Here is a 20,306-nt window from a genome sequence, read left to right as displayed (position 1 = left end):
CGTGCTCCCCTTGTCCTTCGTGCACGCCTTTCAAGCGTGATGCGCGGACGGTTGGTCGGCGTGGTGCGCCGCTGTAACTGTCGCAGGCGCCCGCCAGGGCGTTTGCGACGACATCGCTGGCCGCATCGGCCAGTACTGCAATTCGGCGGCGAGATGGCGGAAGTCGCGCGCGGCCGGTGTCGACGGAAACGCGTCGACCACGCAGCGCGACAGCTCGAGTGCCCGTGCGATGCGCACGTCGGCCGCAATGCAGCCGGCGTTTTCCAACGCGACGGTCAGGTAACGGCCGGCCACGCCGGCGAGATTCGCGAACGCGGCTTGCGCGTCGTCGGCGCTTTGGACGTGATTCGCGAGCACGCGCAACTGCGCGATCGCGTGCGCGTAATGCAAACGCTTGATGCACGCATAGGCCTCGGTGATCGCCTCGCCCGACATGCGCGCGACGATCATCACGTCATGTGCCTGCCTGGCGAGCGGCGACAGATGCCCTTCGTCGTCGAGTTGCGCGTCGATCAGCACGATATCGGCCGAGCCGCCGAGCAGCACACCGAGTTCGGCCTCCGTATGCCCCTCGCGGTTGTTGCGCGAGGCGGACAGCACCGAAAAACCGAGCGCGTGACGCGCGGCGGCGAAATCGACCGGGCTCTCGCCGCGCATCACCGCCGCGAAGTTGCCCGCGCCGCGCAGGCCGCCAAGCATCGCGCTCACCGACTTCTCACCGACGCATTCGTCGATCACCAGCACGTCCTTGCCCTGCTGTGCGAGCGCCGCGGCGAGGTTGACCGCCACGGTCGTATTACCGACGCCCGACGACGCACCCGCCAACGCGATCACGCGCGCGCCGCCGCGCCCGAGCAGCCGCCGCAACCCTTCGGCTTGATCCGAAACGAACTTATCCAAAGCGAACCTCGTGCAGCTCGGCCGTCGAACGTGCGGACAGCGAGGACAGCAAAGCGGGGATGTCGTCGTCGTGCGGCACGAACGGCGAGCTGTCGCGCGGAATGCAGAAGGTGCTCTTGATCAGGAATTTCTTCGTCGCGACGTAAAGGTTCTCCGGCACCTTCTGTCCGGTCGATACGTAATGCACCGGCAGCTTGTAGCGGATCACCGTATCGAGCACGCCGCCGAGGTTGGTCGCTTCGTCGAGCTTGGTCAGAATGCAGCCGGCGAGCGGCTGCTGGTCCGACGCGCGCTGATACGCCTGCACGACTTCGTTCAACGTGTCGCCGTGGCTCGTCGCGTTGAGCAGCAACAGACGCTGCACCGGCTGGCCGGCGCGGCTTAGCATCGCGATCTGGTCGGACACGAGCCGGTCGCGCTGGCTCATACCGATCGTATCGATCAGCACGATGTGCTTGTTGCGCAACTCCGAGAGCGCGAGCTGCAGATCGGCGCTGTCCTTCACCGCATGCACCGAAACGCCGAGAATCTTGCCGAAGATGCGCAGCTGTTCATGACCGCCGATGCGGTAGCTGTCGGTCGTCAGCAGCGCCACCTTGCTCGCGCCGAAGCGCATCACGCAGCGCGCTGCGAGCTTCGCGGTGGTCGTCGTCTTGCCTACGCCGGTCGGCCCCATCAGCGCGAATACGCCGCCGCGCTCCATCAGCGCGTCTTCGTCCTCCATCACCGGCAGGTTCGACTCGAGCACCGAGCGCACCCAGTCCATGCCGCCATCCATCGTGTCGACATCTTCGGGCAGGTTGTCGACCAGCATCTGCACGAGCTGCGCGGAAAAGCCGGCGGCGAACAGGTGCTTGGTGAGCGCGGCGCGTACGGGACTGCGGCGCTGTCGATCGCCCCACAGCAGACCCGCGAAGTGCTCTTCCATCATGTCGCGCATCGACGACAGCTCGTTCATCACGGTGTCCTTGACGACCTGCTCCATGCGCCCCTTGATCGCTTCGGCGACGGCGGACGGCGTGCGGCTTTCGTCAGTAGCGGACGGCACGGGCGCGATCTTCTGAGCGGCGCGGCGCGCAGCGGCTTCGGCGGCTTCGCGCGCCCAGTCGGGCGTGTCGATCACCGGCGGCACGGCGGCCGGCCGCGCGTCGACTGCGCTGCCGAGGCCATTGGCGGTCGCGACGGCGGGCGTCATCGCGGCGGGACGCGCGCTGTATTGGCCGCTCTGTTGCTGCTGCTCGGCCGCGAGGCGGCGCGCGTGATCGATGAGCCACGGATTCGACTCGGCCATCGTGCGCGGCGCGGCGGCTTCGCTCGATGCGTTAGCCGGCGGTACCGGCACGCCGGCAGCTTTCAGCAAATCCGCGCGGATGTCTTTCGACAGGCGCGCGGCCGCGGCGCGGGCGCTCGCGCCGGAAGGCGTGGCGGCAGCGGCGGGCGTGGCCGGTGCGTTGAACGATGTGGCCGCGCTGGACGCCGACTGGCTTGCGGCGGGCGCTGCTTGATTCGCGGACATGCTGAGCGCCTGGCTGAGCGCCGAATTGAGCGCCGTCCTGTTCACCGAGCCGGTCATGAAATCCGCAGCCGCATTCGCCGGCTCGATCGCCGGCGTCGCTTCACCACCCGCTTCCGGGCTCGCGCCGAACACCGACGAAAACACGTCCGGCATTGCGCTCGCGTACGGATTCGTCGGCGCCGCGAACAAGCCGCGCGGGGCCAGCGTCGATGCCGCACCTGAGCCCGTGCCGAGCGCCGCGGCCTGCGCGCCTTCGCGCGCTTTCGGCGTGATCGCGGCGAGGTCGCTATCGGCGAGCGCGACGATTTCGACGCTGCCGTCGTCCATCGTGCGATTCGACAGCACGACCGCATCGGGGCCAAGTGCTTCGCGAACGAGACGCAACGCATCGCGACTGGTAGCACCGACAAATTTACGAATGTTCAAGCTGGACCCCCGATGAGGTATACGGACTGACGGACCGGCAATACACCGCTTCCCATTGCGATCAATTATTGCGAAAGGCGTCGGGCGACGATCGATGGATAAAGACCGTTAAAGGTGGGTAATTCGCGCGATGGACACACGGCAGACGCATCGTTCGACGAGCCTGGGAGAGCCGTGCAAACGCAAACCGGCGCCCCATTTGAGCGCCGGTTGCGTTGTATCGACGGCCGCGAGCGAGCGACCTTGGTCAGCCGTGCGCGCCGATCAGATTGACCACCTTGACGTTGCGCGTATCGGGCACTTCCGCATACGAGAGCACCTTCAGCTGCGGCAGGCTGCGGCGCAGGAAGCGCGCGAGCATCGGCCGCAGTGCGTGCTGCACCAGCAGCACCGGAGCGAGGCCAAGGTTCTGCTGACGCGTCATCGCTTTCTGCGTTTCGGTGAGCAGCGTGTTCGCGAGACCCGGTTCGAGGCCCGGGTTCGGGCCGGTCGATAGCGCCTGCGACAGCACCCGTTCGAGGTTCGCGTCGAGGCCCATCACCTGCATGTCGGCGGCCCCGGGGAACCACTGCTGCGTGATCGCGCGGCCCAGCGCGAGCCGCACCGCGGCGGTGAGGTCGTGCGGGTCGGTGAGCTTGGTCGCGTGTTCGGCGAGCGCTTCGAGGATCGTGCGCATGTCGCGAATCGGCACGCCTTCTTCGAGCAGGTTCTGTAGCACCTTTTGCAGCGTGGTGAGCGTCAGCATCTTCGGCACCAGATCGTCGACAAGCGACGCCGTGTCCTTCTGCATCCGCTCGACCAGCGACTGCACCTCGCGGCGGCCGAGCAGCTCCGACGCGTGCGTGACGACGAGGTGATTCAGGTGCGTCGCGACCACCGTGCTCGAATCGACGACCGTGTAGCCGTATACCTGCGCCTGTTCGCGCAGATTCGTGTCGATCCAGATGGCGGGCAGGCCGAACGCCGGGTCCTGGGTCGGCGTGCCCGGCAGCGCGGCCGATACCTGGCCCGGGTTGATCGCGAGCCACTGGCCCGGATACGCCTCGCCCGAGCCGACCTCGACGCCCTTCAACGCGATCCGATAGCCGTTCGGCCGCAATTCGAGGTTGTCGCGGATATGAATGACCGGCGGCAAAAAGCCGATTTCCTGCGCGAACTTCTTGCGGATGCTCTTGATCCGCTTGAGCAGTTCGCCGTCCGAGTTCTTGTCGACGAGTGGAATCAGCCGGTAGCCGACTTCGAGGCCGAGCGTGTCGATCATCGTCACGTCGTCCCAGCTCGCCTCGGCGTTTTCGACCGGCGCCAGCGCGGCCGGCGCGACGTCGACGAGCGCCGGTGCGTTCTTGCGCTCCTCGGTGCGCTTCTTCATCGTGCGGCCGAGCTGGATCAGGCCGCCGCCGAGAATCAGGAACGCGAAGTGCGGCATGCCCGGGATCAGTCCCATCAGCACGAGAATGCAGCCGGTGATCATCAGCACGCGCGGGTTCGTGAACAGCTGGCCGGTCAGCTGCGTGCCGATGTCCTCGTTGGTCGCGACGCGCGAAACGATCACGCCGGCCGCCGTCGAAATCACCAGCGACGGAATCTGCGCGACGAGGCCGTCGCCGATCGTCAGCAGCGTGTAGTTCTTGCCCGCCGCGGCAAAACTCATGTCGTGCTGGACCATCCCGACGATCAGCCCGCCGATGATGTTGATCACCATGATCAGGAGGCCGGCGACCGCATCGCCTCGCACGAACTTGCTCGCGCCGTCCATCGAGCCGTAGAACTCCGCTTCCTGCGAGATCTCCTTGCGCCGCGTGCGAGCCTGCTCTTCGTTGATGAGGCCGGCGTTCAGATCGGCGTCGATCGCCATCTGCTTGCCGGGCATCGCGTCGAGCGTGAAGCGCGCGGACACTTCGGCGATCCGCCCCGCGCCCTTCGTGATCACCATGAAGTTGATCACCATCAGGATCACGAACACGACGATACCAACCGCGAAGTTACCGCCCACGAGGAAGTGGCCGAACGACTCGATCACCTGACCGGCCGCATCGGGACCGGTATGGCCTTCGAGCAGCACGACCCGCGTCGAGGCGACGTTCAGCGACAGCCGCAGCAGCGTCGAGAACAGCAGCACGCTCGGGAACGCGGCGAAGTCGAGCGGCTTCATCGTGTACATGCTGACGAGCAGCACCATCACCGACAGCGCGATGTTGAACGTGAACAGCAGATCCAGCAGGAACGGCGGCAACGGCAGAATCATCATGCCGAGGATCATGCAGATCAGCACCGGCCCGGCGAGGGCGCGCAGGTTGGTGCTGCTCAGCGCATCCGGGCGTCGGGCGAGGAAACCGGCGCGAGCGTTCATGCGGAGGCTCCGTTGTTGTCGTCGCTAGTGGCGTCGTTGGCGTTGTCGTCGGCCGGGTTCAGCGTGTTGGCGGCTTCCTCGGCGGCGTCCTCGTCCGATACGCCGCCCTTGTCGAGTTCGGGCGGCACGTCGAGTTCGGTCGGCGCGACCGGCACGTCGCCGCCTTCGGCCTTGAAGCGGCGCAGCTGATAGACCCACGCGAGCACTTCCGCGACCGCGCCATAGAGCGGCCCCGGAATCTCGCGATTCAGATCGACGTTGTGATAGAGCGCACGCGCGAGCGGCGGCGCTTCGAGCAGCGGCACGTTGTTTTCGGTGGCGATCTCGCGAATCCGCGCGGCCACGAGGTTCACGCCCTTCGCGACCACCTTCGGCGCGCGCATCTCGCCGTCCGTATATTGCAGCGCGACCGCGAAGTGGGTCGGGTTGGTCACGACCACGTCGGCCTTCGGCACTTGCGCCATCATGCGGCGCCGCGCGATCGCGCGCTGCTGCTGGCGAATCTTGCCCTTGATGTGCGGATCGCCTTCGCTCTCGCGATGCTCACGCTTCACTTCTTCCTTCGTCATGCGCAGCTTCTTGTGGAACGACCACAGCTGGTACGGCACGTCGAGCGCGGCCACCGCGAACATGCCGGCCACCGTCATGCCGCAGCACACCGCGATCAGATGCACGGAGTTGGAGAGCGCGAGATTGAGCGGCTGCGTCGCGAGCGCGAGGAATTGCTCGTGGCGATTCCAGATCGCCGTGCCGCCGATCAACCCCACCACCAGCGTCTTCGCGAGCGACATGCCGAGCTGGATCGGTCCGTTGATCGAAAATATGCGGCCGAGGCCCTCGATCGGGTTCAGCCGGTTGAACTTGGGCTCGAGCCCTTTCGCGGACAGTTGCCAGCCGCCCAGCGCCATCGGTGCGAGCAGCGCGGCAAGTCCGGTGACGCCGAGTATCGGCACGAGCGCGTAGAGTCCTTCGCGACCCGCTGAGCCCGCGCCGATCAGCATGCGGCTGGTGTCGAACGCGCTCGCGTGGTTGAAGGTGAGCGACGCACGCAGCATGTTCTGCAAATGCTCGCCGATGCTGCCCGACATGCCCCATACGCCGTAGAACCCGGCCGCGAGCAGCGCGAAGGTCGACAGCTCCCGCGAACGCACGATCTGCCCCTCCTCGCGCGCCTTCTGCAGGCGCCGAGGGGTGGCGGATTCGGTTTTTTCGAGGTCGCTGTCCTCTGCCACAAAGCTCTCCAGTCGGCCGAGGCACGGCGCCTCTTTCCAGTGACAGCGATTATTCCTGCTCGACGCAAGCGCCGATCGGCGGATAAGGGCGGAGAAACGGGGGTATTTCGAAGGATGAGCGGACGGCTCGCGCGTCTGTCACGCGCGCCGTCCGGCATTGGATCGACGTGCGGCTTCAGTAGCCGACGAAGGGGGAGGGACCGCCGCTCGCGGTCTGATCGAGGTGGTAGTACACGTAGCGGCCGAAGAAGTACGGCAGACCGAGGTCGAAGCTGGCGCTGCCGCCGATCTGGCCGGCGAGCGTGTTGAACGCGTAGTTGCTGCCGTTGGCGAACAGCGTCTGCGCGTTCACGATGCCGATGCTCGCGACCGCCGACACGTTGTTCTTCCCGACCAGCGTGACCGTGCGGGTCTGCGCCGACGACGGGCAATAGAAGCCCGCGAACTGGCTGCCGCACAGCGTGAGCGTGCTATCGCCGAAGAAATAGGCGTTCGAGCCGGAATCGAGGAACGCCTGGACGGTCGTGCCGTTGAAAGTGCTGTTGTTGAGGTCGCCGTATGGGTCGGTCGTGAATACCTGCGCAGCGGCAAGCGGGTTGTTCCCCTGCGTGCCGATGCCGAACACCAGCGTGCCGGTCGCCGACGCCTGCCCGGTGTTCGACACCGGTGCCATCTGTACGATCACGCCGTTGTTGTCGAGCGGGAAGTTCGCGACCGGATTGGCGATCTGTTGCGGAATCGGCACCGCGGCGCGCGTGCACGACGTGCCGTTCGGACAGGCGAAGTAGTTGCTGTAGGTCGCCGCGGTCGTCGTGTTCGCGCAGGTTGCGCCGCAATCGGTCGGCGCGGTGCCGATGCCGAGGATGCCGTTCGCGCCCAGATCGGCGGCCGTGTTTTCGGCCGGGCCGCTGCCGCAGCCGCTTGGTACCGTGCTCGCGGCCTTGTCGCCGATGATCTGCAGCGGGATGCTGCTGGTCGTCGTTTCACCGCCGATCGTCACGATCGCGGTACGCACCGAGCCCCACGTGTAACCGTCCGCGAACGTCGCGCACTCGGCGAGCTGCGCGCCGTTGCTGCCAATCGTGCTGACCGGCAGCGCGCCGAGCAGCGTCGAACTGAGCACTGAACTGACCACGCGCAGGCCAAACGAGCCGGTGTCGACCTGGATATTGTCGATGGTCTGACAGTTGCTGGTCGAGCCCGGCGCGCAGATCCTCACGCTGACGGTCGGGATGTTGATGACACCCGAAACGCCCCGGCCGACCGTGATCGGCACCGTGTTCGACGCATTCGCGGAGATCGGCTGCTGGGTCGGGCTGGCCGGCAGCGAACCGCCGTTCAGTCCGTTCGAGGTGTTGCCGCCATTGTTGGAGCTGGAGTTGTTGTCGCTACCGCCGCCTCCGCCTCCGCAGGCGACGAGCGTCGCCGTGAGCAGCACGGCAAGCGCGGCCTGCATCCAGCTTTTGATGTTCGCGGTCGTGAGCATGGTTCGCATCGTGGTCCTCGCCGTTACTGGATGTCGGAACCGCTGACGCCGGCCGGCAGCGCGGAGGGCAGCCACGCGACGCCGCTGAACGCGCCCATGTGGCCGCCCGAACGCACCACCAGCCCGCTCTCGTCGACGGCGACCGGCCCCCGCGCATTGCCGCGCGCGGCCCGCACGGCCTTCACGCCGGCCACGTACTGCGGGAAATAACTGCCGAGCAGATCACTGAGATCGGGCATTTGCGGACCATGCCACGAAATCCCGAATACCGCGCCGCTCGTGCTCAGGTATTCGCGCACCACGGTGCCGTTGCCGAACGTGGTCTCGCGTACCGTGTAGGAAGCGGGTGTGGAAGATGTGGAAGACGCCGCGCTCGATTCAGAACGCATGACACTTTGCGATGTGCCGCTGGCGGGCTGCACCACGCGGGAGGACACCGACGCGTCGGACGGGGGGGTGAGCGGCGCGCTGCCCAACGCCGCATGGGCGGATTGCGCGGCCGTCAGGGCCAGTAACGAACATGGCAATACGAGCGCCGTGACTCCGGCGCGACCAATACGACTCCACATGAGAAGCTCCTCCCGAGCCGCGGCACGCTTCGCCGACTGCGCGAAGCGGCCGCTTATAGGCAGATGATACGGCACCGCCGCGGCCGCAACGCTGAGGGATGGCCTCACCGGGCGACTGCCCGGCGTTGCGCGGGCCGGGTGCCGTACCGCTTTGACCTCGTAGTATGCCTGCGGATTCTTTCAGCCGGCGCAAGGCGCGCCCACGCGCGCGACTTGCCGACTATTACTAGCAGCAAAACGTACGGAAGATGGGTAGCCGGTACTCATTGAATGCGTGTTTGGCGCAAATCGCGGAGAAACCACCAGCCCGGCGCGCTTGCCGGGCCGAGACACTTGCTCAGAAACCGAGGCTCGCGAGCAGATCGTCGACCTGCGATTGATCCTGCACCACATCCGTCTTGCCTTCCGGATTGATCTGCGGACCGTTGAGCAGATGCTCCGGGCTGCCCGTCGACGACACCTCCGCCTTGAGAGCCGCGGCGTTCGCCGCGAACTGCTCGCGCCGCTCGAGCGCGATGTTCTCGACCAGCACGCCGAGCAACTGCTGCTCGATCAGATAGACGACGTCGGTGATCTTCTTGATCACCTGGCCGGTCAGGTCCTGGAAGTCCTGCGCGAGCATGATCTCCATCAGCTGCGAGTTGGTCGCGCCGGTCGCCTCGGGCACGCCGCGCAGAAAGCTGCGCGTGTCGTTCATCAGCGCGCGCACTTCCTCGCGCTCGATCGGCGCGGCGTACCACTGCTCCCAGCGCGCGTCGAGCGCGCCGGCGTCCTGCTGCAACTGCTCCTGGATCGGCTTCGCGACGTCGATCGCCGACAGCACGCGCTCGGCGGCCTGCTCGGTCATATTGGCGATGTACTTCAGGCGATCGCGCGCGTCGGGCACGGCTTCGGCCGCGCGCTCGACGTGCTTGTCGAGCCCGAGTTCGCGCATCGAATCGCGCAGCGTGCGCGTCAGTTGTCCGATGCGGGCAAGGATGCGGTCCGACGCGAAGTCGCCGCTGTCGTTCCCAGCTTCGGCGCCAGGCGTTTGGGTCGGCGGCGTCACGTCAGCTCCCGGCTTTCGCCATTTTCTCGAGGATCTTGTTGAGCTTCTCGTCGAGCGTCGCGGCCGTGAACGGCTTGACGACGTAACCGCTCGCGCCGGCCTGCGCCGCCGCGATGATGTTTTCCTTCTTCGACTCGGCCGTCACCATCAACACCGGCAGATGCGCGAGGCTCGCGTCGGCGCGGATTTCCTTCAGCATCGCGAGACCGTCGAGGTTCGGCATGTTCCAGTCGGAGATCACGAACTCGTAGCTGCCGCTGCGCAGACGCGCGAGACCGGCCGCGCCGTCTTCCGCCTCGTCGACGTTCGAGTAGCCCAGTTCCTTCAGCAGATTGCGGACGATCCGGCGCATCGTCGGAAAATCGTCAACCACCAGAATCTTCATTCCCTTGTCCATTTCTTTCCCTTTGCTTGATCCATGTTGCGGCGCTCGGCCGCGTCATTCCATCCGGCACGCATCATACCCGCTGAACGCGGTCACCCATCGACGACAAACGCGCCATCACGCGCCGGCTCATGTCCGGCAGCGCGGCGATTTCGTCGGCCGCGCCGAGCGCGATCGCCTCGCGCGGCATGCCGAACACGATGCAACTCGCCTCGTCCTGCGCCAGCGTGTAGGCACCGGCCTTTTTCATCTCCAGCAGCCCGGCCGCGCCGTCGCGCCCCATGCCGGTCAGGATCACGCCAACGGCGTTCTTGCCCGCATGCTGCGCGGCCGAACGGAACAGTACATCGACCGACGGACGATGCCGGTTCACCGGCGGGTCGTCGGACAGATGCGCAATATAGTTCGCACCGCTCCTCGCGAGCAACAGATGCGCATGGCCCGGCGCGATGTACGCGTGCCCCGGCAGCACACGCTCGCCGTGCTCCGCTTCTTTAACGGTAATCCGGCACAAACCATTGAGGCGTTGCGCGAAAGATTTCGTAAAGCCCGGCGGCATGTGCTGCGCGATCAGCACCGCGGGCGCGTCGGGCGGCAGCGGCACCAGCACTTCGCGGATCGCTTCGGTGCCGCCCGTCGAGGCGCCGACGATAACCAGCTTCTCGGTACTCAGCAGCGGGTTGTTGAAGAGCGGCGCGGCGCCGGCCGGCGCCTGCGCGGCCTGGGTGGCCGCATGCTGCGCCGGCGCCGCCTGGCGTACGCGCGCGCGGGCTGCCGCGCGAACCTTGTCGGCGAGCTTTTCCGCGTAGTCGAGCATGCCGTCGCGAATGCCGACCTTCGGCTTGGTCACGAAATCGACCGCGCCGAGTTCGAGCGCGCGCAGCGTGATTTCGTTGCCGCGCTCGGTCAGCGACGACACCATCACGACCGGCATCGGCCGCAGACGCATCAGCTTCTCGAGAAAGTCGAGGCCGTCCATGCGCGGCATTTCGACGTCGAGCGTCAACACGTCCGGGTTGTGCTGCTTGATGAGCTCGCGCGCGACGAGCGGATCGGGTGCCGTCGCCACCACCGTCATGTCCGGCTGGCTATTGATGATTTCGGTCATCAGGCTGCGGATCAGCGCCGAATCGTCGACGCACAATACCTTGATCTTTTGCACAGCGCTCACGCCTCCTCTGTGGTTCTGGCGTTGTTGGAATGAGTCGGGCGCGGGCTCGCGCCGAACAGTTCGATTCTCGGCCGCGCGGCGGCGGCGGGCCGGCTTCGCGAACAGCTCGACCCGCTTGCGCGCGGCGGCGAGCCGCTCCGCGCGTGCTTCGGCGCTTTGCCGCACGAGCGCCTGCTCGCGCTCGGCGACGCCCGCTTCCTGTTGCAAGCGCAATTTCTTCACCATCACCTGACCGGTGCGCGGCATGAACGCGACCTTGCGCGGGTGCGAGCCCTGCAGGTCCTCGGCGACGATGCGGATCTTTTCGGTGGCCAGATAGCGGCGCACGAACTCGGCGTTGCGATCGCCGATGTTCATCGTGGTCATGCCCGCGAGCACCGCGCCGCCGCCGAACACCTTGGCCTCGAAGCGCTCGCGCCGCCCGCCCGCCTTGATCAGTTCGTTGATCAGCACTTCCATCGCGTACGCACCGTAGCGCATCGAGTCCGACGCGGCCTGCGCGACGTCGGCGCCGTCGTCGGGCAGCATGAAGTGATTCATGCCGCCGATGCCCGCGGTGCGGTCCTGGATGCAGGCCGCGACGCACGAGCCGAGCACGGTCACGAGCACCATGTCTTCGCTCGTCGTATAGAACTCGTTGGGCAACAGCTTCACGCCGGGGCGCTGGAAGTGGTTGTCGTAGTACAGGTTCGAAGCGATCGGCAGCGTGCTGCTCATGCGGCCACCCCGCTCGATTGATGCGCGTCATGCGCGTTGGCGCGCGACGGCGCGCGCGCGCCGCCCGCGTCACGCGTCAGTTCGTAGACGGTCTGGCCGCGCAACCGGAACGCTTGCGTCACGTACGTGAAGTTTTCCGAATGGCCGGCGAACAACAGGCCGCCCGGTTTCATCAGCGGCTCGAAGCGCGACAGCACCTGCGCCTGCGTCGGCTTGTCGAAATAGATCATCACGTTGCGGCAGAAGATCGCGTCGAACTGCGTGCGCAACTGGTAATCGCGATTGGTCAGGTTCAGTTGCTCGAAGCGCACGAGCGCGCGCACTTCGGGACGCACCTTGACCATCCCCGCATGCGCGCCCGTGCCCTTCAGGAAGAAGCGCTTCAACCGCTCGGGCGACAGGTGCTTGACCTGGTCGAACTGGTAGACGCCGGCCTCGGCCTTCGCGAGCACCTGGGTGTCGATGTCGGTCGCGAGCACCGACGCCTGGCGCGCGCCGCTGTCGCCGAGCGCTTCGAGCAGCGTCATCGCGATCGAGTACGGCTCCTCGCCCGTCGATGCCGCCGAGCACCACACGGACACCGGTTGCGCACGGCGCGGCACGAACTCGGCGAGGATCGGAAAGTGATGGGCTTCGCGGAAAAACGCCGTGAGGTTGGTGGTCAGGGCATTGGTGAACGCTTCCCACTCGGCCGGATCGTTTTCCGCTTCGAGCAGATCGAGATACTGCCGGAACGTATCGATGCCGCGCGCCCGCAAGCGGCGCGCGAGGCGGCTATACGCCATGTCGCGCTTGTGGTCCGACAGCGAGATGCCCGCCCCGCGATGAATCAGCTCGCGGATGCGGGCGAAATCGGCCGCCGTAAATTCGAAATCGCGGCCCGTCTCGACGGACCTGGCCGGCTCTGTGCCGTCAGGTGCTGCCCGCGCGGGGCGTTGTGTTGCGCGCGTTGCCATCATGAAAATTCCTGTCTGCGATATGAGCCATCACGCTCGCCGCCCAGCCGGACTGCCTGGGAGGTAGGAATTGTCGTCGCGGGGTCGCGCCCTCCCGCGAGTTCCAGCGACATATGGCCGGCTCGCGACACGCGTGCTGTGCGTGCTTCGATGCTTCGCCCATCCGCGGGCGCGATGCCGGTTGACCACATGTCACTCTGCCGTTGCCTAAAATGTTTCCCAGTCCGCGTCCGAACTCGCCTTCGCCGTGCCCGGCGGAGCGGCGCGCGTGGGCGTGTCGGTCGTGACGCGAGCCGCGGCTGCGGCCGGCCGGGGCTTCAATGCCGGTTCGACGCGTGCGGCCGCGTCGTGCTGCGTCGGGGTCGCCGCGCTCGCCGCGATTGCCTTCGATTCCTTGCTCGCGCCCAGCGGGTTCACCGGAGTCCTTGCGCTCGCCGCTTGCGGTGCAGCCCTGGCGGGCCGCGCGGGCGTCTGCGCACGCGTCGCCGGGGCGCTCTGACGCGCCGGTGTGCCGGTTACCTTCCAGCCGCCCAGCACCGCCTGCAACTGCCGCGTCTGATCTTCGAGCGACGCCGCCGCGGCCGCCGCCTGTTCGACCAGCGCCGCGTTCTGCTGCGTGACCGAATCCATCTGCACGACCGCGCGGTTGACCTGCTCGATGCCGCCCGACTGCTCCTCCGACGCCGCGCTGATCTCGCCCATGATGTCGGTCACGCGACGCACCGCCTGCACGATTTCGTCCATCGTCGTGCCCGCGCGGCCGACCAGCTCGGAGCCGCTCTTGACCTTGTCGGCCGAATCGCCGATCAGCTCCTTGATCTCCTTCGCGGCGCTCGCGCTGCGCTGCGCGAGGCTGCGCACTTCGCCCGCGACGACCGCGAAACCGCGGCCCTGTTCGCCGGCGCGTGCGGCTTCGACCGCCGCGTTCAGCGCGAGGATGTTGGTCTGGAACGCGATGCCCTCGATCACGCCGATGATGTCGACGACCTTGTTCGAACTGGTCGCGATTTGCTGCATCGTCGTGACGACCTGGCTCACCACGTCGCCGCCGCGCGTCGCGATGTCCGACGCGTTGACGGCGAGCTGGCTCGCCTGGCGCGCGTTCTCGGTGTTCTGCCGCACGGTGCCGGTCAGCTGATCCATACTCGATGCGGTTTCCTGCAGCGACGCCGCTTGCTGCTCGGTGCGCTGCGACAGATCGGTGTTGCCCATCGCGATTTCGCGCGCGCCGGTGTCGATCGATTCGGTGCCGCTGCGGACCGCGCGCACCATCGTCGCGAGGCTTTCCTGCATCCGCTTGATGCCCGCGAACAGACGGCCGATTTCATTGTTGCTGAACACCTCGACGGGGGTGGACAGGTCGCCCCCAGCGATCCGCTCGAAACAGGCGGTCGCGTCGTTCAGCGGCTGCACGATGAGCCCGCGCAGCGCGAAACGGATGCCGACCACCACCAGCAGCGCGAACGCCGTGGTCACGCAAATCAGCATGATCATCAGCGACGCGCTCGACTGCGCGCTCGTTTCCTGATCGGCCACGCTCTGCCGCAACGCCTGGATCACCGCGGCGGCGGCCGCGTCGTAGGCGATGAACATCGGGCTGATCTTCGTGTCCGCGACCGCGTGATACGCGTCGAGATCGTTCGCGTTCAACGCGGCGAATTCGACGTCGACGCCGTCGTGCATCACCGTCGTACGCTTCGCGAGCACATCGTCGAGCAAGGCCTGCTCGACGCGGTGCTTCGGCGCGTCGAGATACGCCTGCCAGCTCTGCTTGCTCTTGCCGAGCAGCTCCTGCGCGCGATCGAGCGCCTTCTTCGCCTCGTCCGCGTTACCGGCGGCCGTCAGCGTGTTGAAGCGCTCGATCGCGATGCGCGAACGCAACAGATACGCCGACGCATCGTCGAGCGCATGAATCGCGACCAGTTCGCCGCGTGCGATGCGATCGAGCGAGCCGCTCGCGCGATTCAGCGCGGTCAGCCCGAGCGCGCCGACTACTACGGTCAGCGCCGCCAGAAGAATCCCCACCATCGTCAGCGACGTGCGGATCGACCACCTGCTCAGCATTTTGATGCTCCTTGTGCCGGGTTCCGTTACTGCCTGCGCTCAGACGCCGAGCGTTTCGGTCAGCGACATCTCGGAGCTGGTCATCAGCTTCTCGATGTCCATCAGGATCAGCATGCGGCCGTCGACCGTGCCGAGACCGGTCAGGTATTCGGTCGTCAGCGTCGCGCCGAATTCCGGTGCCGGCATGATCTGATCGACCGCGAGCGTCAGCACGTCCGACACGCCGTCCACGACCATGCCGACCACGCGATGCGCGACGTTCAGGATGATCACGACGGTCTGATGGTCGTACTCGACGCGGCCGAGATGGAACTTGATCCGCATGTCGACGATCGGCACGATGATGCCGCGCAGGTTGATCACGCCCTTGATGAACTCGGGCGCATTGGCGATGCGCGTCACGTTGTCGTAGCCGCGGATTTCCTGCACCTTCAGGATGTCGATGCCGTACTCTTCCGCGCCGAGCGTGAAGACGAGGAATTCCTGACCGCCGGCGTCCGCCTGCGCGTCGCGGCGGCCATTCGTACCGCTCGCGTTTGCGACGCTCGAATTGATGGATTGGACTTCTGCCACGTTAGCCCCCAAACGGTTGGGATGAATTGAGTTGAAGTTGTGTTGCGATGTCTGTCAGTGCCGCGTTTGCTGCGTGCGTTAGGCGAGGCTCATCGCCTGCGCATGCCCATGCGCATGACGCGATTCGCGGTTCAGCGCCGCGACGTCCACGATCAGCGCGACGCTGCCGTCGCCCAGAATGGTCGCCGCGGAAATGCCGTGCACCTTGCGGTAGTTCGTTTCCAGATTCTTCACGACCACCTGCTGCTGGCCGACGAGTTCATCGATCAGCATCGCGAAGCGCCGTCCCTCGGTCTGCATGATCGTGACGATGCCCTGGGTCGGCTCCTGCTTCGCATCCGACACGTTGAACACCTCGTGCAGCGCGACGAGCGGCAGGTATTCGCCGCGCACGCGCACCACGCGCTCGCCGTTGGCGACCGTGTAAATGTCTTCGGCTCGCGGTTGCAGCGACTCCATCACGAAGTTCAGCGGCAGGATGAAGATCTCGTTGCCGACCTTCACCGACATGCCGTCGAGGATCGCGAGCGTGAGCGGCAGCACGATCCGCGTGGTGCTGCCCTTGCCCGCGTGCGACGTGATCTCGACGTGACCGCCCATCGACTGGATGTTGCGCTTCACCACGTCCATGCCGACGCCGCGGCCGGACACGTCGGTGACCTGCTCGGCGGTCGAGAAGCCCGGCAGGAAGATCAGGTTCCAGACTTCCTCGTCGCTCATCGTGTCGCTGACCTGCATGCCCTGCTTGGCCGCCTTCGCGAGGATCTTGTCGCGGCGCAGGCCCGCGCCGTCGTCGCTGACCTCGATGACGATGTTGCCGCCGTGGTGCGCCGCCGACAGCACCAGCTGACCGGTCGAATCCTTGCCCGCCGCGCGCCGCGCCTCGACGGTCTCGATGCCGTGGTCGAGACTGTTGCGCACGAGGTGCGTCAACGGGTCGATGATCCGTTCGATAAGGCTCTTGTCGAGTTCGGTCGCCTGACCGAAGGTGACGAGTTCGACCTCCTTGCCGAGTTTCGCCGCGAGATCGCGCACCAGACGCGGGAAGCGGCTGAACACGTAATCCATCGGCATCATGCGGATCGACATCACCGCTTCCTGCAGATCGCGCGCGTTGCGCTCGAGTTGCGCCATGCCGTTGAAGAGCCGGTCGTGCAGCGCCGGATCGAACGTGCTGGTGGTCTCCGCGAGCATCGCCTGCGTGATCACCAGCTCGCCGACCAGATTGATCAGCTGATCGACCTTCTCGACGCCGACGCGAATCGAGCTGCCTTCGGCGACCGGCCGCCGCGGCGGCCGGACGGGGCGCCTTGCGGTCCTGATCGGCGGACGCGGCCGAAGCCGGTTTGGCCGCCGCCTGAGCCGCCGCGGGTGCCGCAGGCGGCGGCTCGATGCTGTCCGCCTGACCGGATGCGCTTGCGGGCGCAGCGGTGAGGGCCGCCGGGGTCGACGATGCTGCGGGCTCGGTGTGAAGGACCGGCTGCGCCTGCGCTTGCGCCGCGGGAGCGGCGGGCGCGACCTGCGCGGATTGCGCAGATTGCGCCGGTGTCGGAACGGCAGCGTCGGGCGTTCCAGGTTCGCCCTGCTGCGCGTCGTCCGCCGGCGCGGTGCCACGGCCGATCGTGATCTGACTTTCGTCGATCACGAAGCAGCACACGGCGATGATGTCGTCGGAGGATACGTCGCTCAAGAGCCACAGCGTCAGATCGCTGCCGCTCTTGACCTGCCCGACGATGTTGCCCAGGTTGCCCAGCTCTTCGGTGAGCAGCTCCTGGTCTTTCTCTCCCACGCCCCGTAGCGTAATTTTCAGATGTGGGCCGGCGCTGTCGGCCGTGCCCGCGGCTTGTCCGGTCTGTGCCGGTTCGCCGTCGATCCATTCGCCCGCCGCCTGCACCGCCTGTTCGACGACGTGCTCGGGCGGGGTGCCGCCTTGCTGCTGTACCGCGGTTGCTTGTGTTGTTGTTTGGGTTGCCGTCGCCTGCGCTGCTGCAGGCGCGGGGGCGCTCACGGCCGGCGCGGTTTCGGCGCTCGCCGCCGCTGCCGGCGCGCCGCCCATGCGGCTTTCCGCGTGCAGCTGCTCCAGCTTCGCGCAGATCGCGCGCGCCACCGCCGCATCGGGCTCGGCGCTCGCGCGATAGTCGGCGAGCTGGCCGGACAGCACGTCCTTGGTTTCGAGGAACGTGTCGATCATGTCCTTGCGCAGCACCAGCTCGTTGTTGCGCGCGCGATCGAGCAGCGACTCGAGAATGTGCGTGGTCTCGGTGAGCGCGGTGAAACCGAACGTTGCCGCGCCGCCCTTGATCGAATGCGCGGCGCGAAAGATCGCCGCGAGGTCTTCGGGGTCCGGGTGGGCCACGTCGAGATTGAGCAGCAATTGCTCCATCTGCGCGAGCAGTTCGTCCGCTTCGTCGAAGAACGTCTGATAGAACTGTGTGATGTCGAGTGTCATGCCTGGTTCACCGCGAGAGTGCCTGTCTGGCTTGAGTCGCCGTAGAGGCGCGTCGAGAGCTATCTGTACTGTGTCTAAAGGTGTTGATGACGCGGATCAAGCCGGGTCCGGTTCGGCCAGCGCCGCCACCAGCTCGGTCAGCATGTCCGGGTCGAGCGGCTTTTCGATCCAGCCGGTCGCGCCCGCCGCGCGCGCCGCCTCTTTGAAGGGTTCGCCCGATTCCGTCGTGAGGACGAGGATGGGCGTCGCCTGATAGGCTGGATTTCCGCGCAGCGCGGTGATCAGATCGAGACCGGTCTTGCCGGGCATGTGCTGGTCGGTCAACACGAGATCGAACGCCATCGCGAGCGCGTTTTCGAGCCCTTCGTTGCCGTCCGCCGCGAGCGTGACTTCATAGCCGGCGCCCGTCAGCGTCGCAGCGAGGATCTGCCGCATCGATGCCGAATCGTCGATTGCCAGGATGTGCCTGATCATGAAAACCTCGCTGCGCTTAACACTGGGCCGCCGGGCGGTGCGCGCCGGTCGGGCGCGGGCCGCGGCCCGGCGGCCGCGGTCTGTTACTGGGCCGGTGGCGCCGCCGCCGGCAACTTCGGTGCAGCCGTCACCGGCTGCGCAAGTCTTTGCAGCAGCGGCTTCGAGCCGGCTGCGTCGTCCGACAGGGTCGTCGTCGTGGAGTCGTCGTGATCGAGCGCCTCCTCGGACTTCCTGTTCAACACGATGATGCTGATGCGACGGTTCTCCGGATCGAGCGGGTCCGCCTTGTTCAGGTTCTGCGTCGACGCGAGACCGAGCACGCGCATTACCTTCGCTTCGTCCATGCCGCCCGCGACCAGCTCGCGCCGCGATGCGTTGGCGCGGTCGGCCGACAGCTCCCAGTTGCTATAGCCCTTCTCACCGCCCGCGTACGGCACGGCGTCGGTATGGCCCTGCACGATGATGCGGTTCGGCACGTCGTTCAGCGTGTGGCCGATCTCGCGCAGGATGTCGCGCATGTACGGCTCGACGACGTCGCGTGCGGTCGCGAACATCGGCCGCTTCTGCGAGTCGACGATCTCGATGCGCAGACCGGTCAGCGTCGAGTCGATGCGGATCTGCTGCTTGAACTGGCGCAGCACCGGGTTCGCCTCGATCGCGGCCATCAGCTTGACCTGCAGGTCGTGCAGGCGCACCTGTTCCTGGCGTTCGAGCGCGCCCGTCAGCTGCTTCACGGAGTCGTCGTCGTTGTGCGACGCGGTGCGCTCGGCGCGGCTGCTGCTGCCGTCGGTCGAGCGGGTCACGCCCTGCGCGTCGGTCGAGATGTCGCGACCGCCGCCCTTCAGGATGCTCGAGTCTTCGGCGCTGCGATCGCCGCCCCACAGCGTGATCTTCAACGGCTGGTTGAAGTAGTCGGCGATACCTTTCAGCTGCACGGTGGAGGCCGAACTCAGCAGCCACATCAGCAGGAAGAACGCCATCATCGCGGTCATGAAGTCCGCGTACGCGAGCTTCCACGCGCCGCCGTGATGACCGGACTTTTTCGGCGCGCTGCGCTTGACGACGATTGCGCGGTCTTTGTCCTTGCTGCTCATCGGTTCGGTTCCCGTCGCCTGCTTATTTCGCCTTGACGCGGCGCACGTGCTCTTCGAGCTCGGCGAACGACGGGCGCTCGGTCGAGAACAGCACCTTGCGGCCGAACTCGACCGCGATCGCCGGCGCGTAGCCGTTCAGGCTCGCGAGGATCGTCACCTTGATGCACTGGAACATCTTGGTCGACTCGGTCACGCGCTGCTCGGCGACGCTGGCGAGCGGCCCGATCAGCCCGTACGAAAGCAGAATGCCGAGGAACGTGCCGACGAGCGCCTGCGCGATCATTTCACCGAGCACCGCGGGCGGCTTGTCGGCCGAGGCCATCGTGTGCACGACGCCCATCACCGCGGCGACGATACCGAACGCCGGCATCGCGTCGCCGACCTTGGTCAGCGCGTGCGCGGGCGCCTCGCCTTCCTGGTGGTGCGTCTCGATCTCCTCGTCCATCAGGCTTTCGATCTCGAATGCATTCATGTTGCCGCCGACCATCAGCCGCAGGTAGTCGGTCAGGAACTCGATGATGTGCTTGTCGGCGAGGATCTTCGGGTACTGCGTGAAGATCGGGCTCTTCGACGGATCGTCGATGTCGGCTTCGAGCGTCAGCGTGCCTTCCTTGCGCGCTTTCGCGAGCAGCACGTACAGGAGCCCCATCAGCTCCATGTAGACGTCCTTGTTGTACTTCGCGCCCTTGAACAGGGTCGGAATGACGCGCAGGGTCGCCCGGATCGTCTTCATCCCGTTACCGAGAATGAATGCGCCGACTCCGGCGCCGACGATCATCAGCACCTCGACGGGTTGCAGCAGCGCGCCGAGATGGCCGCCTTCGAGCGCGTAACCGCCGAAAACGGACAACAGCGTCACGAGTGTTCCCACGAAAATCAGCACTGCCGAGCCCTCA

Annotated in this window: 15 protein-coding genes and 2 pseudogenes; all 17 read right to left on the bottom strand. The window is 66.4% G+C overall.

All coding sequences use genetic code 11. From position 1 onward, the window contains the following. Positions 1 to 30: 30 nt before the first annotated feature. The 17 genes and pseudogenes from OKW35_RS09780 to motA all read right to left on the bottom strand — a co-directional run bounded on the left by OKW35_RS09780 (position 31) and on the right by motA (position 20,293). Complete coding sequence (locus OKW35_RS09780) at positions 31 to 900, bottom strand: MinD/ParA family ATP-binding protein (RefSeq protein WP_429551784.1); 870 nt, start codon at positions 898 to 900, stop codon at positions 31 to 33. Further along, positions 893 to 2,842 carry a flagellar biosynthesis protein FlhF gene (gene flhF, locus OKW35_RS09775; protein WP_429551783.1) on the bottom strand — a complete coding sequence of 650 codons (1,950 nt, stop codon included), beginning with the start codon at positions 2,840 to 2,842 and terminating at the stop codon, positions 893 to 895. Before flhF ends, OKW35_RS09780 begins: the two co-directional genes overlap by 8 nt. 247 nt (positions 2,843 to 3,089) lie before the next feature. Continuing rightward, positions 3,090 to 5,192: a flagellar biosynthesis protein FlhA gene (flhA, locus tag OKW35_RS09770; protein ID WP_429551782.1), complete on the bottom strand. Its 2,103-nt coding sequence runs from the start codon at positions 5,190 to 5,192 to the stop codon at positions 3,090 to 3,092. Then, on the bottom strand, positions 5,189 to 6,424 hold the full coding sequence (gene flhB, locus OKW35_RS09765; protein ID WP_429551781.1) for a flagellar biosynthesis protein FlhB: 1,236 nt from the start codon (positions 6,422 to 6,424) through the stop codon (positions 5,189 to 5,191). The genes flhA and flhB overlap by 4 nt, the downstream gene beginning before the upstream one ends. Positions 6,425 to 6,599: 175 nt before the next feature. Then, positions 6,600 to 7,919 (bottom strand): DUF3443 domain-containing protein, encoded by a 1,320-nt coding sequence (locus OKW35_RS09760; protein WP_429551780.1) that lies wholly within the window; start codon positions 7,917 to 7,919, stop codon positions 6,600 to 6,602. A 14-nt stretch (positions 7,920 to 7,933) separates the two neighbouring features. Continuing rightward, positions 7,934 to 8,479, bottom strand: coding sequence for a DUF2844 domain-containing protein (locus tag OKW35_RS09755; protein ID WP_184065972.1), 546 nt, complete (start codon positions 8,477 to 8,479; stop codon positions 7,934 to 7,936). Positions 8,480 to 8,816: 337 nt separating this feature from the next. Beyond that, entirely contained in the window at positions 8,817 to 9,527 is a 711-nt protein-coding gene (cheZ, locus tag OKW35_RS09750) for a protein phosphatase CheZ (RefSeq protein WP_429490454.1), read from the bottom strand. A 1-nt stretch (position 9,528) separates the two neighbouring features. Continuing rightward, positions 9,529 to 9,924, bottom strand: coding sequence for a chemotaxis response regulator CheY (gene cheY, locus OKW35_RS09745; RefSeq protein ID WP_018418782.1), 396 nt, complete (start codon positions 9,922 to 9,924; stop codon positions 9,529 to 9,531). Between the two features lie 61 nt (positions 9,925 to 9,985). Beyond that, positions 9,986 to 11,074 (bottom strand): protein-glutamate methylesterase/protein-glutamine glutaminase, encoded by a 1,089-nt coding sequence (locus OKW35_RS09740; protein ID WP_187613900.1) that lies wholly within the window; start codon positions 11,072 to 11,074, stop codon positions 9,986 to 9,988. Positions 11,075 to 11,079: 5 nt separating this feature from the next. Beyond that, positions 11,080 to 11,800: pseudogene (cheD, locus tag OKW35_RS09735) on the bottom strand (chemoreceptor glutamine deamidase CheD). Beyond that, a complete protein-coding gene (locus OKW35_RS09730; protein WP_429551779.1) occupies positions 11,797 to 12,759 on the bottom strand; it encodes a CheR family methyltransferase in 963 nt (320 codons plus the stop codon). Before OKW35_RS09730 ends, cheD begins: the two are co-directional and overlap by 4 nt. 204 nt (positions 12,760 to 12,963) lie before the next feature. Further along, positions 12,964 to 14,820, bottom strand: a complete 1,857-nt coding sequence (locus tag OKW35_RS09725) for a methyl-accepting chemotaxis protein (protein ID WP_429551778.1) — start codon at positions 14,818 to 14,820, stop codon at positions 12,964 to 12,966. Positions 14,821 to 14,859: 39 nt separating this feature from the next. Then, entirely contained in the window at positions 14,860 to 15,393 is a 534-nt protein-coding gene (locus tag OKW35_RS09720) for a chemotaxis protein CheW (RefSeq protein ID WP_090802480.1), read from the bottom strand. A 78-nt stretch (positions 15,394 to 15,471) separates the two neighbouring features. Further along, positions 15,472 to 17,842 (bottom strand): annotated as a pseudogene (cheA, locus tag OKW35_RS09715) (chemotaxis protein CheA). A gap of 96 nt (positions 17,843 to 17,938) precedes the next feature. Next, a complete protein-coding gene (locus OKW35_RS09710) occupies positions 17,939 to 18,316 on the bottom strand; it encodes a response regulator (RefSeq protein ID WP_018418789.1) in 378 nt (125 codons plus the stop codon). 83 nt (positions 18,317 to 18,399) lie between these two features. Further along, on the bottom strand, positions 18,400 to 19,410 hold the full coding sequence (motB, locus tag OKW35_RS09705; protein ID WP_090802477.1) for a flagellar motor protein MotB: 1,011 nt from the start codon (positions 19,408 to 19,410) through the stop codon (positions 18,400 to 18,402). Positions 19,411 to 19,432: 22 nt separating this feature from the next. Beyond that, a complete protein-coding gene (motA, locus tag OKW35_RS09700; RefSeq protein ID WP_090802475.1) occupies positions 19,433 to 20,293 on the bottom strand; it encodes a flagellar motor stator protein MotA in 861 nt (286 codons plus the stop codon). Positions 20,294 to 20,306 lie beyond the last annotated feature (13 nt).

The organism is Paraburkholderia sp. MM5477-R1 (genome assembly GCF_050436385.1).
Lineage (GTDB): Bacteria > Pseudomonadota > Gammaproteobacteria > Burkholderiales > Burkholderiaceae > Paraburkholderia > Paraburkholderia tuberum.
Note: the sequence above shows the minus strand (reverse complement) of the source record. Positions and strands in the feature narration are given on the sequence as shown.